This window comes from Pseudomonas sp. CP-1 (assembly GCF_021213715.1).
GTDB classification, from domain to species: domain Bacteria; phylum Pseudomonadota; class Gammaproteobacteria; order Pseudomonadales; family Pseudomonadaceae; genus Pseudomonas; species Pseudomonas aeruginosa.
Genome location: NZ_JAJQKY010000002.1, coordinates 142,785 through 157,067, shown reverse-complemented (window position 1 = coordinate 157,067; position 14,283 = coordinate 142,785). Strand labels below are relative to the sequence as shown.

At 66.6% G+C, this 14,283-nt stretch carries 15 protein-coding genes; 11 read left to right on the top strand and 4 right to left on the bottom strand.

The window, feature by feature from the left end:
* Nucleotides 1-409: 409 nt before the first annotated feature.
* On the bottom strand, nucleotides 410-832 hold the full coding sequence (locus tag LT948_RS04580) for a hypothetical protein (RefSeq protein ID WP_223720404.1): 423 nt from the start codon (nucleotides 830-832) through the stop codon (nucleotides 410-412).
* Between the two features lie 406 nt (nucleotides 833-1,238).
* On the opposite strand from LT948_RS04580, the gene LT948_RS04575 reads away from it, so the two are divergent.
* The 6 genes from LT948_RS04575 (at nucleotide 1,239) to LT948_RS04550 (ending at nucleotide 7,578) form a co-directional block, all read left to right on the top strand.
* Complete coding sequence (locus LT948_RS04575; protein WP_003100588.1) at nucleotides 1,239-2,216, top strand: ABC transporter substrate-binding protein; 978 nt, start codon at nucleotides 1,239-1,241, stop codon at nucleotides 2,214-2,216.
* Between the two features lie 83 nt (nucleotides 2,217-2,299).
* Nucleotides 2,300-3,190, top strand: a complete 891-nt coding sequence (locus LT948_RS04570; RefSeq protein ID WP_015502418.1) for an ABC transporter permease — start codon at nucleotides 2,300-2,302, stop codon at nucleotides 3,188-3,190.
* Between the two features lie 2 nt (nucleotides 3,191-3,192).
* On the top strand, nucleotides 3,193-3,987 hold the full coding sequence (locus LT948_RS04565; protein ID WP_003159390.1) for an ABC transporter ATP-binding protein: 795 nt from the start codon (nucleotides 3,193-3,195) through the stop codon (nucleotides 3,985-3,987).
* A gap of 118 nt (nucleotides 3,988-4,105) precedes the next feature.
* Nucleotides 4,106-5,938 carry an SLC13 family permease gene (locus LT948_RS04560; protein ID WP_003092885.1) on the top strand — a complete coding sequence of 611 codons (1,833 nt, stop codon included), beginning with the start codon at nucleotides 4,106-4,108 and terminating at the stop codon, nucleotides 5,936-5,938.
* Between the two features lie 91 nt (nucleotides 5,939-6,029).
* Nucleotides 6,030-7,040 carry a 23S rRNA (adenine(1618)-N(6))-methyltransferase RlmF gene (gene rlmF / locus LT948_RS04555; protein ID WP_003092887.1) on the top strand — a complete coding sequence of 337 codons (1,011 nt, stop codon included), beginning with the start codon at nucleotides 6,030-6,032 and terminating at the stop codon, nucleotides 7,038-7,040.
* Nucleotides 7,041-7,227: 187 nt separating this feature from the next.
* A complete protein-coding gene (locus LT948_RS04550; protein WP_023097264.1) occupies nucleotides 7,228-7,578 on the top strand; it encodes a CesT family type III secretion system chaperone in 351 nt (116 codons plus the stop codon).
* Between the two features lie 291 nt (nucleotides 7,579-7,869).
* Here the strand turns inward: LT948_RS04550 and LT948_RS04545 are convergent, their stop codons facing one another.
* A complete protein-coding gene (locus LT948_RS04545) occupies nucleotides 7,870-8,355 on the bottom strand; it encodes a DUF2165 family protein (protein WP_003111147.1) in 486 nt (161 codons plus the stop codon).
* 201 nt (nucleotides 8,356-8,556) lie between these two features.
* Here LT948_RS04545 and LT948_RS04540 point away from each other — a divergent pair, with 201 nt between their 5' ends.
* The gene (locus LT948_RS04540; RefSeq protein ID WP_003092893.1) at nucleotides 8,557-8,859 is read left to right on the top strand and encodes an ArsR/SmtB family transcription factor; all 303 of its coding nucleotides are present in this window, start codon (nucleotides 8,557-8,559) and stop codon (nucleotides 8,857-8,859) included.
* Between the two features lie 65 nt (nucleotides 8,860-8,924).
* The gene (locus tag LT948_RS04535; protein ID WP_023092481.1) at nucleotides 8,925-9,917 is read left to right on the top strand and encodes a zinc-dependent alcohol dehydrogenase family protein; all 993 of its coding nucleotides are present in this window, start codon (nucleotides 8,925-8,927) and stop codon (nucleotides 9,915-9,917) included.
* A 155-nt stretch (nucleotides 9,918-10,072) separates the two neighbouring features.
* On the opposite strand, the gene LT948_RS04530 is transcribed toward LT948_RS04535, so the two are convergent.
* Entirely contained in the window at nucleotides 10,073-10,684 is a 612-nt protein-coding gene (locus LT948_RS04530) for a glutathione S-transferase (protein WP_003118301.1), read from the bottom strand.
* A 123-nt stretch (nucleotides 10,685-10,807) separates the two neighbouring features.
* Between LT948_RS04530 and LT948_RS04525 the strand changes: the two genes are divergently transcribed.
* Nucleotides 10,808-11,704, top strand: coding sequence for a LysR substrate-binding domain-containing protein (locus LT948_RS04525; protein WP_003100573.1), 897 nt, complete (start codon nucleotides 10,808-10,810; stop codon nucleotides 11,702-11,704).
* On the opposite strand, the gene LT948_RS04520 is transcribed toward LT948_RS04525, so the two are convergent.
* Entirely contained in the window at nucleotides 11,694-12,236 is a 543-nt protein-coding gene (locus tag LT948_RS04520; protein WP_023092480.1) for a hydrolase, read from the bottom strand. The two genes, LT948_RS04525 and LT948_RS04520, sit on opposite strands and share 11 nt — an antisense overlap.
* A 103-nt stretch (nucleotides 12,237-12,339) precedes the next feature.
* Here LT948_RS04520 and LT948_RS04515 point away from each other — a divergent pair, with 103 nt between their 5' ends.
* Both LT948_RS04515 and LT948_RS04510 read left to right on the top strand, forming a co-directional pair.
* Entirely contained in the window at nucleotides 12,340-12,810 is a 471-nt protein-coding gene (locus LT948_RS04515) for a hypothetical protein (RefSeq protein ID WP_003092903.1), read from the top strand.
* 73 nt (nucleotides 12,811-12,883) lie between these two features.
* Nucleotides 12,884-14,239: a TAXI family TRAP transporter solute-binding subunit gene (locus LT948_RS04510; RefSeq protein WP_003111143.1), complete on the top strand. Its 1,356-nt coding sequence runs from the start codon at nucleotides 12,884-12,886 to the stop codon at nucleotides 14,237-14,239.
* The last annotated feature ends 44 nt before the right edge of the window (nucleotides 14,240-14,283 follow it).

Sequence of the window (14,283 nt, the reverse complement as noted above, 5' to 3'; positions counted from 1 at the left end):
ATGAGTTACTTTCATTCAGTAAGTCCATGCCACCCTCCTTGGCGGCTACCACTCAAATGGATGGGCTCCTATCAACTCTCCCACCCATGCTTCTAACAGCCTTGATTAAACCGCCCGAGCACCGAGTCATAAAAGCGCCCATTCATCCCAACTCATTCTCCTTGACCTCAACTAAATCCCTCCTATAGACCTGCGCACTCTTATAAAGAAACAAAGAGACAGCGGCATAATCCCCTCTTACCCCCCGGCTGTCCCAAGCGCCAATCCACAAATGTTGGATACCCACTTTCACGAGGGGGATTAAAGGTCAAAAACGCTATACCAACATGAACATCAGGAAGCGATCCTTTATATGCCTGCACACTTACTTCCGACGATCCTTGAGCAGGCCGCCCCCATATCTCCTGACTCAACGCCCGGTACCGCTGGCTACCTGCAGTACGCCGTGCGCGGAAGGGTTGCCGCTGACGATCAGCAGCGAGTCGCTGGAATCGTTCGGCTGCAGGACCAGGTCGAGGATGCCATCGCGATTCAGGTCGCCGATGAAGCTCTGGTAGGGCGCCGCCGTCCAGGCCACGGCGTTCAGATCCGCCGCCGGTGGATCGTAGAGGGCGCTGTAGCTGGCACCATTGCGCAGCAGGACGACATTCTTCAACGGTGGCAGGAGCGGAATCGGCGTAGCCACTTCGCCCCCCACCACGACCACCGAAGTGACCGCCTTCAGGTAGAGGTCCGGCTGACCGTCGCCGTTGTAGTCGCCGCTATAGACACGGAAGTTTGCCGAACGCCAGCCAGCGGCGGTCGCGTCCCCGACCATGAGACAGATCGCCACGGCGACGATCCACGCACTCCAACGCCCCACCATGCATCCCCCAGAGCCCACCCCCATGGCAGGCACGCAGACCGGGCGCAAAGCACCGCTCCCAGGCAGGCGGTGCGGTACGCGTCCTTGCAACTCGGGAGACGTTTACCACAAGGCCATCAATTGGCCACATATCTTTGGTTGGGCTCGAAACCGATGACCTTCTGTTCGGAGGCCACGCGGGGCCTCATCGAATTTTCGCAAAGGGCAGGCACTCCCCCTTGCCCGCCCCCCCAGCGGTAATCCCGCCGCAAGAAAAAACATCAAACCTGCTGACGACTTGCGCGAAAAATGCGATGTTTCGGCCACGCTGTACCCGCACCGCCCAATCAGAACAATTCGCTACAGCGCGCCAATACAATCAGGAGATCGCCGCATGATGCAGGCCTATAAGAATAAATGGTTGCCCCTCAGTGCCCTGGCCCTTGGCATGGCCCTGTCCTTCGGCGCCAACGCCGACGAGCAGAAGTCGGTGGCCGTGACCGCCATCGTCGAGCACCCGGCGCTGGACGCCGCTCGCGACGGGGTCAAGGAGGCCCTCCAGGAGGCCGGCTACGAAGACGGCAAGAACCTCAAGTGGCAGTACCAGAGCGCCCAGGGCAACACTGGCACCGCCGCGCAGATCGCCCGCAAGTTCATCGGCGACAAGCCCGACGTGATCGTCGGCATCGCCACCCCGTCGGCCCAAGCGCTGGTGGCCGCGACCAAGAGCATCCCGATCGTCTTCAGCACCGTCACCGACCCGGTCGGCGCGCACCTGACGCCGAGCTGGGAAGCCTCCGGCACCAACGTCACCGGGGTTTCCGACATGCTCGCGCTGGACAAGCAGATCGAGCTGATCAAGAAAGTGGTGCCGGGCGCCAAGCGCATCGGCATGGTCTACAACCCGGGCGAAGCCAACTCCGTGGTGGTGGTCAAGGAGCTGAAGGAACTGCTGCCGAAGATGGGCCTGAGCCTGGTCGAAGCCTCGGCACCGCGTTCGGTGGACGTCAGCTCGGCGGCGCGCAGCCTGGTCGGCAAGGTCGACGCGATCTACACCAACACTGACAACAACGTGGTGTCCGCCTACGAGGCGCTGGTCAAGGTCGGCAACGACGCGAAGATCCCGCTGATCGCCTCCGACACCGACAGCGTCAAGCGCGGCGCCATCGCCGCCCTCGGCATCAACTACAAGGAGATGGGCAAGCAGACCGGCCGCATGGTGGTGCGCATCCTCAAGGGCGAGAAGCCGGGCGAGATCAAGCCGGAGACCAGCGACAACCTGCAGCTGTTCGTCAATCCCGGGGCCGCGCAGAAGCAAGGCGTGACCCTGTCCGACGAACTGCTCAAGTCAGCCGCGGAAGTCATCAAGTAAAAAAAGCGGCCGCCGGCCGCGGGCGTCCCGCCCGTGGCCGGACGGCACGATAATCCTGCCTTCACGCACTCGGTTACGAAGTCATGTCTCTGTTTTCCCTGTTCGGTGCCCTGGAGATCGGCCTGATCTTCAGCCTCGTGGCACTCGGCGTGTTCATCTCCTTCCGCCTGCTGCGCTTCCCCGACCTCACGGTGGACGGCAGCTTCCCGCTCGGCGGCGCGGTCTGCGCGACCCTCATCGCCCTCGGCTGGGACCCGTACAGCGCGACCCTGGCGGCCACCGCCGCCGGCGCACTGGCCGGGCTGGCCACCGGCCTGCTCAACGTCAAGCTGAAGATCATGGACCTGCTCGCCAGCATCCTGATGATGATCGCGCTCTACTCGATCAACCTGCGCATCATGGGCAAGCCCAACGTACCGCTGATCGCTGAGCCGACATTGTTCACCCTGCTGCAGCCGGAATGGCTCAGCGACTACGTGTTCCGCCCGCTGCTGCTGGTGTTCATCGTGATCGCCGCGAAGCTGCTGCTGGACTGGTTCTTCACCACCCAGAAAGGCCTGGCGATCCGCGCCACCGGCTCCAACCCGCGGATGGCCCGTGCCCAGGGGGTCAACACCGGCGGCATGATCCTGCTCGGCATGGCCATCTCCAACGCGCTGGTGGCGCTGGCCGGCGCGCTGTTCGCGCAGACCCAGGGCGGCGCCGATATCTCCATGGGTATCGGCACCATCGTCATCGGCCTGGCGGCGGTGATCGTCGGCGAGAGCATCCTGCCCTCGCGCCGGCTGATCCTGGCGACCCTCGCGGTGATCCTCGGCGCCATCGTCTACCGCTTCTTCATCGCCCTGGCGCTGAACAGCGATTTCATCGGCTTGCAGGCCCAGGACCTGAACCTGGTCACCGCGGTGCTGGTCACCATCGCCCTGGTGATTCCGATGATGAAGAAACGCCTGCTCGGCAAGAAGGGAGCCTGACCATGCTCAGCGCGAAGAACCTGAAGATCACCTTCAACCCCGGCACCCCCATCGAGACCCGCGCCCTGCGCGGCCTGTCGCTGGACATCCCGGCCGGCCAGTTCGTCACCGTGATCGGCTCCAACGGCGCCGGCAAGTCGACCTTCCTCAACGCGGTATCCGGCGACCTGCCGATCGACAGCGGGCAGATCCTGATCGACGACGAAGACGTCACCCGCAAGCCGGTCTGGGCCCGCGCCAACCGCGTCGCGCGGGTGTTCCAGGACCCCATGGCGGGTACCTGCGAGGACCTCACCATCGAGGAGAACATGGCCCTGGCGCAGCGTCGCGGTACCGGTCGCGGCCTCGGCAGGGCGGTGCAGGCATCGATGCGCGACGGTTTCCGGGAAAGCCTGGCGACCCTCGGCCTCGGCCTGGAGAACCGCCTCGGCGACCGCATCGGCCTGCTCTCCGGCGGCCAGCGCCAGGCCGTCAGCCTGCTGATGGCGGCGCTGCAGCCGTCGCGCATCCTGTTGCTCGACGAACACACCGCGGCGCTCGACCCGCGCACCGCCGACTTCGTCCTGCATCTCACCGCACGGATCGTCGCCGAGAAGAAACTCACCACCATGATGGTCACCCACAGCATGCGCCAGGCGCTGGACGTGGGCGAGCGCACGGTGATGCTGCACCAGGGCCAGGTAGTGCTGGACGTCTCCGGCGAGCAACGCAAGGGCCTCGACGTACCGGACCTGCTGGCGATGTTCGAGAAGGTGCGCGGCGAGAAGCTCGCCGACGACGCCCTCCTCCTCGGCTGACAGGGCCGCTGCGCCTCTCCGCGGCGAAGCGGGGAGGCGCAGTCGACCTGCAGCAGATCAAGGCGCGATCCGCGTCCGTCTGCCACACTCGCAGGCATCCTCCCGCTCAGATGCCCGCATGAACCTCGAACTGCTCTGGGTGGTCGGCCTGCTCGCCACCACCGTCGCCCTCTTCATCCACAACCGCCTGCGCCTGGACGTGATCGCCCTACTGGTGATCATGGCCTTCAGCGTCAGCGGAACCCTTACCCTCAACGAAGCCCTGGCCGGCTTCAGCGATCCCAGCGTGATACTGATCGCCGCGCTGTTCGTGATCGGCGAAGGCCTGGTGCGTACCGGGGTGGCCTACCAGGTCGGCGACTGGCTGATCGCCCGCGCCGGCAGCAGCGAAGCGCGCCTGCTGGTACTGCTGATGCTGGCGGTGGCCGGGCTGGGCTCGGTGATGAGTTCCACCGGGGTGGTGGCGATCTTCATCCCGGTGGTCCTGAGCATCGCCGCCAAGCTGAAGATCCCTCCGGGCCGGCTGATGATGCCGCTGGCCTTCGCCGGACTGATCAGCGGCATGATGACCCTGGTCGCCACACCGCCGAACATGGTGGTCAACAGCGAGCTGGCGCGCGAGGGTCATGCCGGCTTCGGCTTCTTCGCCTTCACCCCGATAGGCCTGATGGTGCTCGCCATCGGCGTAGCCTACATGCTGCTCACGCGCAACTGGCTGAACGCCGCCAGCCCGGCGGAAGTCGGCGCGCCGAAGGCACGGCGGACCCTGCGCGACCTGATCCGCGACTATCGCCTGGCCGGCCGCGAGCGGCGCCTGCAGGTCCAGCTCGGCTCGCCGTTGATCGGCAGCACCCTGGAAGAACTGCAACTGCGCACCCGCCTGGGCGCCAACGTGGTCGGCCTGGAGCGGGTGCGCAAGTTCCACAGCGAGGTGGTCAAGGTCGGCGGCAGCACCGAGCTGAAGGCGGGCGACGTGTTGCTGCTGGACGTCTTCGCCCCTCCGGAGGACATGGACCGGCGCTGCGCCGAGCTGAACCTGGTGCGCCTGCCGTTCCGCGCCAGCTACTTCATCGACCAGTCGCGGGAGGTCGGCATGGCCGAGGTGACTCTGCCGCCGGACTCCACCCTGCTCGGCAAGAGCGTCCTGGAGCTGGGCTTCCGTTCGCAGTACGGGCTCAACGTGGTCGGCCTGCGTCGCGACCACGAAGCGCTCACCGACGGCATGCTGGAAGAGAAGCTGCGCCTGGGCGATACCCTACTGGTGATCGGCGCCTGGAAGGCGATCCGCCAGTTGCAGGGACGCAACCGCGATTTCCTGGTGCTCAGCCTGCCGGCGGAGATCGACGAGGTGGCGCCGGCCCTGAGCAAGGCGCCGCACGCCCTGCTCAGCCTGGCCGTGATGGTGGCGCTGATGGTCAGCGGAGTGGTTCCCAACGTGGTCGCGGCGCTGGTCGGCTGCCTGTTGATGGGCCTGTTCCGTTGCATCGACATGGACGGCGCCTACCGCGCCATCCATTGGCAAAGCCTGGTCCTGATCGTCGGCATGCTGCCCTTCGCCCTGGCCCTGCAGAAGACCGGCGGTATCGACCTGGTGGTCTCGCTGCTGGTCGACGCCCTCGGCGACGCCGGCCCGCGCGTGCTGCTGGCCAGCCTGTTCCTGCTCACCGCGGCCATCGGCCTGTTCATCTCCAACACCGCTACCGCGGTGCTGATGGCGCCGATCGCCATCGCCACCGCCAACCAGATCGGCGCCTCGCCCTACCCCTTCGCCATGGTGGTGGCGGTGGCGGCCTCGGCAGCCTTCATGACGCCGATTTCCTCGCCGGTGAACACCCTGGTGCTGGGCCCTGGCCAATACCGCTTCGGCGACTTCGTCCGGATCGGCGTGCCATTTACCCTGCTGGTGATGTTCGTCTGCGTGCTGGTGATTCCGTGGCTGTTTCCATTGTGACCGGGCCAGGAGCGCGCCGCTCGGCAGAAACACTGGCCAGCCTCCGGCGGATGTGAATAATGCCCGCCTCGCCGTCACGGAAACCGAGACCATGCCCCGCCCGACCAGCCCGCATCCCGACGCCGAGCGCAAGAGCGCCAGCCCGCTGCACCCGCGCAATCGCCACCTGGGACGCTACGACTTTCCGCGCCTGATCGCCGGCAGCCCGGAACTGGAGCGCTTCGTCATCCTCAATCCGTACGGCAGGCAGAGCATCGACTTCGCCGATCCGGCGGCGGTGAAAGCCTTCAACCGCGCGCTGCTGCAACAGTTCTACGACGTACGCGAGTGGGATATCCCCGATGGTTACCTGTGCCCGCCCATTCCCGGTCGCGCCGACTACCTGCACTACCTGGCCGACCTGCTCGGCGCCAGCCACGATGGCCTGATTCCACGCGGTCCCGGCCTGCGTGCGCTGGACGTCGGAACCGGCGCCAACTGCATCTACCCGCTGCTCGGCCACCACGAATACGGCTGGCGCTTCGTCGGCGCCGACATCGACCCGCAATCGCTGGCCTCGGCCGCTGCGATCCTCGCCGCCAACCCACGCTTCGCCGCTGCCATCGAGTTGCGCCGGCAGCCTGATCGCAGGCAGATATTCCAGGGCCTGATCGGCGTCGATGAGCGCTTCGACATGACCCTCTGCAACCCGCCCTTCCACGCCTCGCTGGACGAAGCCACGCGCGGCAGCCGGCGCAAGTGGAAGAACCTCGGCAAGCTCGACCCGACCCGTACCCTGCCGCTACTGAACTTCGGCGGCCAGGGCGCCGAGCTGTACTGCGAGGGCGGCGAAGCAGCCTTCCTGGCCGGCATGGCCGAGGAAAGCCGGGCGTTTGCCACGCAGGTGTTCTGGTTCACCACCCTGGTATCCAAGGCGAGCAACCTGCCGAACCTCCAGGAGCGCCTGAAGACGCTGGGCGCCAGCGATATCCGCGTGGTGGACATGGCCCAGGGACAGAAGCAGAGCCGCTTCGTCGCCTGGACCTACCTCGACAAGAAGCAGCGCCGGGCCTGGCGCAAGGAGCGCTGGACAGCAGCCCTCCTGGAACCACTGGGCGAATAGCCGGCACGCCTCTCCACCCGGCTCCGCTGCCGAGCCCAAAAACGGACACCCCATCGCCTATCAGGATCGGCCGCCGTTTTTCCACTGGAATCGGCAGCGGCAAAACCTAAAAAAAGAGAACCACGATTAACAGTCTCTCCGTGCTGGCACTGCTCTAATGGCTGCCTCCAGTGACTCGGAGCACGCCATGAATCCACTCTACCGCGCCGCCATCCACCAGCTTTTTCTCGCTCTCGATCTCCCGACGCCCAATGACGAGGAGAGCGTACTCAGCCTGCAGGTGGGCCCGCATCTCTGCCATCTGGCAGAACATCCGACCGATCACCTGTTGATGTTCACCCGCCTGGAAGGACAAGGGGACGCTGCGGCCAGCGAGCAGAACCTGTTCAGCCAGGACCCTTGCAAGCCGATCTTGGGCCGCGACCCCGAAAGCGGCGAACGGCTGCTCTGGAACCGCCAGCCCTTGCAGTTGCTGGACAGGGCCCAGATCCACCATCAACTCGAACAACTGGTCGCCGCCGCCGAAGAGCTGCGCTGAGCCCAGTCGGGCGAAAGGAGCCGATGCCGCAGGTTCTGCTTTCCTCGAAGAACCCCGGGGCTGAACTCCAGTGACCATGCCGAGCCAGCCGGAGCACCTGTCCTCGAGGCAGCCGGCTGCCACTGCCCGGGGGCAGTTCCAGCTGCGTCAGCCCATGCAGCGCGTGCGAACAGAGGGGAGCCGAGGGACCGGGTGGCAGGAGCGAGATGCGACTTCGCGCCATCGACGGGCGTCCGGCTCGCTCCACCGTCGCCGTCCTCGCGCCCTGCTCCCTCGTACCGGCAGTCCCCGTCAGCTCCAGCGGACGTTGAGCACGAAGAAGTTCGCCAGCACCCAGACCACCAGCAGCAGGTGGGTCAGTTGCAATCCCTCCTGGCGGATCCAGTAGCCGAACCAGAGCCCGCCCAGCAGCATGCCGAAGAGGAAGCCGAGGGCCGCGCTCAGGGCCAGGTTGAGCCAGGGCCGGGCCGTCTCCAGGCCGGCGCCGAACAGCAGTTCGTAACAGCCGGTCCAGGCCGTGACGACGGCAGCGACCTGCAGCGCGACGATGATCGACAAGGCCAGGCGGTGCATGAGCGGCGAGCGCACCGCCCGCGCCAGCAAGGGCATGTCGATCGCGGGCGGCTGGGCCAGGGGAGCCATCGACATGGTCACGCCGATCGCCCCCACCGAGCTGGCGAAGGCCTGCAGGTTGTTGATCAGGGCGAGGCTCAGCCACAGGGCGAAGCCGAGGCAGCAGGTGAGCTGGAAGATCATCAATGAAGTCTGGGTGTCCATTCCGGGTCCTTTGCAGAGTACGGGCGGTCGTCGCTCGGCGCCCTTCCGGCGCCAACGAGCGCAAGGCCTGCGCTGATCGGGAGGAACGGCGGGAACGCCGGATGGCACTCTAGGACCTGAACCCAACTTGAGGTCAACAGCGACGGCAGGTCTCCGTCGTCCCGGATTGACAAATCGGAAATTCCCGATATCCTCGCCGCCATGGACCTGCTCGAAACATTCAAAGCCCTGTCGAATCGGACACGCCTGGAAATCCTGAAAGGCCTGAAGGACCCGGCGAAGAACTTTCCTCCGCAGGACGAGGGCGACGTCGACACCGTGGGCGTCTGCGTCAGCAGTATCCAGGAGGGCGTCGGCCTGTCGCAGTCGACCGTGTCCGATTACCTGGCGATCCTGCAACGGGCGGGCCTGGTCGAAGTCAGGCGGATCGGCCAATGGACCTACTACAAGCGCAACGAAGCGAATATCCGTGCCCTCGTCGAGCTGATCGGCGCGGAACTGTAGTTCTTTCTACACCACAATATATCGAAAATTCCCGATATCCCTTTTTACCGAAACGAGGATATGCAATGAAAGCGTTGATACTCAAGGCGTTTGGCGGTCCGGAATCCTTCGAGCTGCGCGAAGTGCCCAAACCGGTGCCGCAGGCGGGACAGGTATTGGTGCGGGTCCATGCGACCTCGATCAATCCGCTGGACTACCAGGTCCGTCGCGGCGACTACCCCGACCTGGTAGCGCTTCCGGCCATCACCGGGCATGACGTGTCCGGCGTCGTCGAAGCGGTAGGGCCGGGAGTGACCGCCGTCGCACCGGGAGACGAGGTCTGGTACACCCCGCAGATCTTCGAAGGCCAGGGCAGCTATGCCGAGTACCACCTGGCAGCGGAAGGCATCATCGGCAGGAAGCCCGCCGCGCTGAGCCACCTGGAGGCGGCGAGCCTCAGCCTGGTCGGCGGCACGGCCTGGGAAGCGCTGGTCACACGCGCGGCGCTGAGGGTCGGCGAAAGCATCCTGGTGCACGGCGGCGCCGGCGGCGTCGGGCATGTCGCGATCCAGTTGGCGAAGGCCATGGGAGCCCGGGTCTTCACCACAGTGCGCGAGGTCAACTTCGAGTTCGCCCGCCAGATGGGCGCCGATGTGCTCATCGACTACCAGAAGCAGGACTACGTCGAGGCCATCCTGCGGGAAACCGGAGGCCACGGCGTCGACGTGGTGTTCGACAGCATCGGCGGCGACACCCTGTCGCACAGCCCCGAGGTACTCGCGCAGCTCGGCCGCGTGGTCAGCATCGTCGACCTCGCCCAGCCGCAGAACCTCCTCCAGGCCTGGGGCCGGAACGCGAGCTATCACTTCGTCTTCACCCGGCAGAACCGCGGCAAGCTCGACGAGTTGAGCGCCCTGGTCGAGCGCGGCCGGTTGCGCCCGCATGTCGGCGCCGTCTATTCGCTTGCCGACATCCCCCTCGCCCACGCCCGCCTGGAGAGTCGCGACAATGGCATCCGGGGAAAAATCGCGATCGCGGTCGAGCCGTCGGACGATCCCGCACAGGCGTTCGCCCGCTGACGCCACGGCGCGGAACGGGCCCCGATCGCGGCCCGCCCCGGCATGTGCCCGGTACCGACCCGCAGCGCCCAGGTCGGGCGGCCAGCCGACGAACCGGGGCCTGGCGCAGGCGGAAACGAGCCGTTCGAGGGGCGCCAGCCTGGCCCCTCGCGGGCTCAGACCGGCGGCGTCTCGAGGAACACCGGCAACCCCTCCGCATAATCCGAATAGCTTGCCAGTTCCGGGTATTCGCTGGCGGCGACCCGCTCCGCGACCACCAGTTGGCTGAAGCGCCAGGCCACCGCGACGGTCACCCCGACCAGCTCGATGCCGCCGTCGCGTGCCAGCGGCTCCTGGCGCAGCGCTGCCTCCAGCCAGTCGTAGGCCGCCAGCAACTGCCCCTCCACCCGCTCCAGCCAGGGGCCATGGCGGCGTTCCTCGGGACGCAGGTTCAGTTCGTAGTAGATCTGCACGGATTTCTCGCAGGCCACCAGCGCCGCACCGATCAGACTCAGCGCCCGTGCACGGGCCTGCGGCCGTTGCGGCAGCAGACTGCGTTCGCGGCCGGCCAGGCACTCCAGGTAATCGAGGATCAGGCTGGAGTCCATCAGCACGGTGCCATCGTCCAGCACCAGCGTGGGCGCCTTGACCATCGGGTTGAACAGGCTGAACGCCTCGAAATTGCGAAACACCGACAGCGGCCGGTGCTCGTAGGGCAGGTCCAGCAGGCGCAGGGCGATGGCGACCCGGCGCACAAAAGGCGAATCCAGCATACCGATCAGTTGCATCGCGGCATCCTTTGTCGATGATTAAGCGCCGCTAAGAGGGTGGCGCCTGGGGAAATCACTCTAGTCGTTGCACAACGCGAAAAATATCGAGATAAATTCAGCGAACTCTTTAGAAAAACTTACATGAGCGACCTCCCTCCCCTCACCGCGCTGCGCAGCTTCGAAGCGGTCGCCCGGCTCGGCAGTATCAGCCAGGCCGCCAGCGAGCTGCACGTCACCCACTCGGCGATCAGCCAGCAGATCAAGCTGCTGGAAAACCTCCTCGGCCTGGCCCTGTTCGTCCGCGAGGGGCGCGGCCTGCGCCTGAGTGAGAACGGCCGGTTCTACGCCCTGCAGGTACGCGCCTCTCTGGGCGAGATCGCCGACGCCACGCGGGTGGTGCGGGCGCGTCCGCGGGAGGGCGAGCTGGTGGTCACGGTGATGCCGTCCTTCGGCCTGAACTGGCTGCTGCCTCGCCTGCCGCGCTTTCGCGAGCGCCATCCGCACTGTCGCGTGCGGCTGGTAGCCAGTCTCGACGTGCAGAACCTGCGCCAGGGCCTGGCCGACCTCGGCGTACGCATCGGCAAGGGCGACTGGGAAGGGGTCGGTCGGGAACGCCTGTTCGACGACGAGTTGCTGATGGTCGCCGCGCCCGACTTCAACGGCGGCCGCCTGCCGCGCACGCCGAGCGAGATCGTCGCCTGCCCTACCCTGCGCTCCACCGAATCCTGGGCGCTCTGGTGCCAGCGCGCCGGCGTGGCGGAACCGCAGCACGGACTGCTGATCAATGACTCGAACCTGCTGCTGGAAGCCGTGCGCCTGGGCCAGGGCATCGCCCTGGAGCGTCGCAGCCTGGTCGCCGGCGCCCTCGCCGAGGGCCGCCTGGTGCAACTGGGCGACATCCGCGTGCCCTACCCCTATCCCTACTGGCTGGTCTGGCCGCAGCGCGAGCCGCCGAGCGACCGCCACCAGGCCTTCGCCGACTGGCTGCGCGAGGAGGCCCGGCGCTACCAGGCCGAGCAACCGCCGCTCAGCGAATGAAGTTGCGGCTGATCTCGCGGAAGCGGTCGCTGCCGGCGCGTTCCATCCATTCGAAGGCGACCATCTCCCGCGACACGATCATCGCCCCGGCCTGGCGCATCCGCTCCACGGCCAGTGCCTTGTCGCTCGGCCGCCGCGAACCGATCGCCTCCTCCACGACGAACACCTCGCGACCACGGCCAAGCAGGTCGAGCACGGTCTGCAGCACGCAGACATGCGCCTCGCTGCCGCAAACCACGAACTGCCGGCGGTCGCCGCCGGGCGCGCGCAGCAGGGCACCGTCGGCGGCGGCCGAGAAATCCAGCTTCTCGAGGATCTGCGTGGGCTCCAGCTCATCGCGCAGGGCCGCCACCGTCGGCCCCAGGCCCTTGCTGTACTGCTCGCTGGCCAGCACCGGCACGTCCAGTGCGCGGGCCACGCGCAACAACCACTGGCTGTACTCGACCAGCGCCGGGCCGTCGTCGATGGCCGGCAGCAGGCTCTCCTGGATATCGACCACCAGCAGGGTCGAGGTTGCGGCGCGGATCAGCATGGCGTCCTCCTTCGGTTCGACGTCTCGGTTCGTCTGGCTTAGGCTTGCACGGCACGGGCGCCATGGACAGCGCGTCCTCCCACAACCCTAGCAGGAGCCTGCGATGAATATCAGCCTGCATTTCGAATCGCGCCTGCAGGCCAGCCCCGAACAGCTCTGGCGGTGGATCACCTCGGTGGACGGGATACTCCGCGAGATACGCCCGTTGCTGAGCATGAGCGTACCGCCCGGTATCCGCAGCCTCGAAGACCTGGAGGTGGTGCCCCGGCGCCCGCTGTTCCGCAGCCACATGCGCCTGTTCGGCTTGCTGCCGCTGGGCACTTCGCAACTGACCCTGCTGGAGCTGACGCCCGGCCGTGGCTTCATCGAACAGTCGCCGATGACCGGCATGCGCCTCTGGCGCCACGAGCGACGCATCCTGCCGGCACCGGGCGAGGCCGGGGAATGCCTGCTGGTCGACCAGTTGACCGTACGCCCGCTATTCGCCGCCGGGCTGGTACGCTGGTTCCTCACCCGCATCTTCCGGCATCGCCACCGGGTGCTCTGCCGGCAGTTCCGCACGGACCGCCGGTGACCCTCGGCTACGCTGAGGAGTGCGCCCGCCCGCATCCGCCATACCCTTCTGAAGAGCAGCACAAGGACCGCTCATGAATCGCATCAAGCACCTGCTCAAGGACCTCGCCATCCTGATCCGCGCCAACCTCTGGCTGATCCCGGTGATCGCCGCCCTGGTCGCCGCGGTGTTCTATTTCGTCGCCCCGCCGCCGCCGATGAGCGCGACCATGGCCACCGGCGCCGAGGGCGGCGGCTACGCCGTGTTCGCCGGCAAGCTCCGGGAAAAGCTCAAGGAGCAGGGATTCGAACTGAAGCTGGTGCCCAGCGCCGGCTCGCGCGACAACCTGGAGCGCCTGCTCGGCACCGGCGAGGTCGACATCGCCCTGGTCCAGAGCGGCCAGGAGCGCCAGCTCGAAGCCGGGCAGGCGCGCCAGTTGCAGACCCTCGGCGCGGTCTACCAGGAGCCGCTCTGGCTGTTCCACCGCAGCAACGTGCACATCGACCAGCTCAGCGACCTGCTGCACCTGCGCCTGGCCATCGGCAGCGACGGCAGCGGCACCCGCGCCGCCACCGAGGCGATCCTGCAGGCCAACGACATCGCCCCGGGACACTATCCGATCACCTGGGAAGCCCGCGGCGGCAACGCGGTGGTCGACGACCTGCTGGCCGGCAAGCTGGACGCGGCGTTCATCGTCGGGCCGGCGGAGAACCCGGCGATCCAGAAATTGGCCGACAACGACCAGCTTCGCCTGGTCAACTTCCGCCGCAGCGCCGCCTACGAGGCGCGCCTGCCGTTCCTCAAGCGGGTCGAGGTCGGCGAAGGCCTGCTCAACCTGCCGCGCAACGTGCCGGAACGAAACATCAGCACCCTGTCGCCGGTGGCCACCCTGGTGATCAACGAGCGCTTCCACCCGGCGCTGATCCCGCTGGTGCTGGAAGCCGCGCGCGAGGTGATGAAGGACGGCAGCCTGCTCGACAAGCCCGGCGCCTTCCCCAGCGCCGAGCCGCGCACCCTGCGCCTGCACGAGGACGCCGAGCGCTACTACAAGAGCGGCCTGCCGCTGCTGCAGCGCTACCTGCCGTTCCGCATCGCCTCCCTGGCGGACCGCTACATCATCCTGCTGATCCCGTTCATCGCCATCCTCATCCCGCTGATGAAGTCCATCGGCCCGCTGTATCGCTGGCGCATCCGCGCGCGCATCTACCGCTGGTACCGCTACATCCGCGACATCGACCGCAAGCTCGACAGCGGCACCGACGCCGAGCAACTGAGAAGCGAGATCGAGCGGCTGGAGAAACTGGAGAGCGAGCTGAACACCGTGGAGGTGCCGCTCTCCTACTACCACGAGCTGTACGAGCTGCACCTGCACCTGAACTTCGTGATCAAGCGCCTGCACGGTCTGCAGGAACGCCAGGCGACGCAGGCAGAAGCCGGCAACCTCGGGTAAACTGGCCGATCCGCGGGCGCGCCAGCGGCGTGTCCCGCAGCATC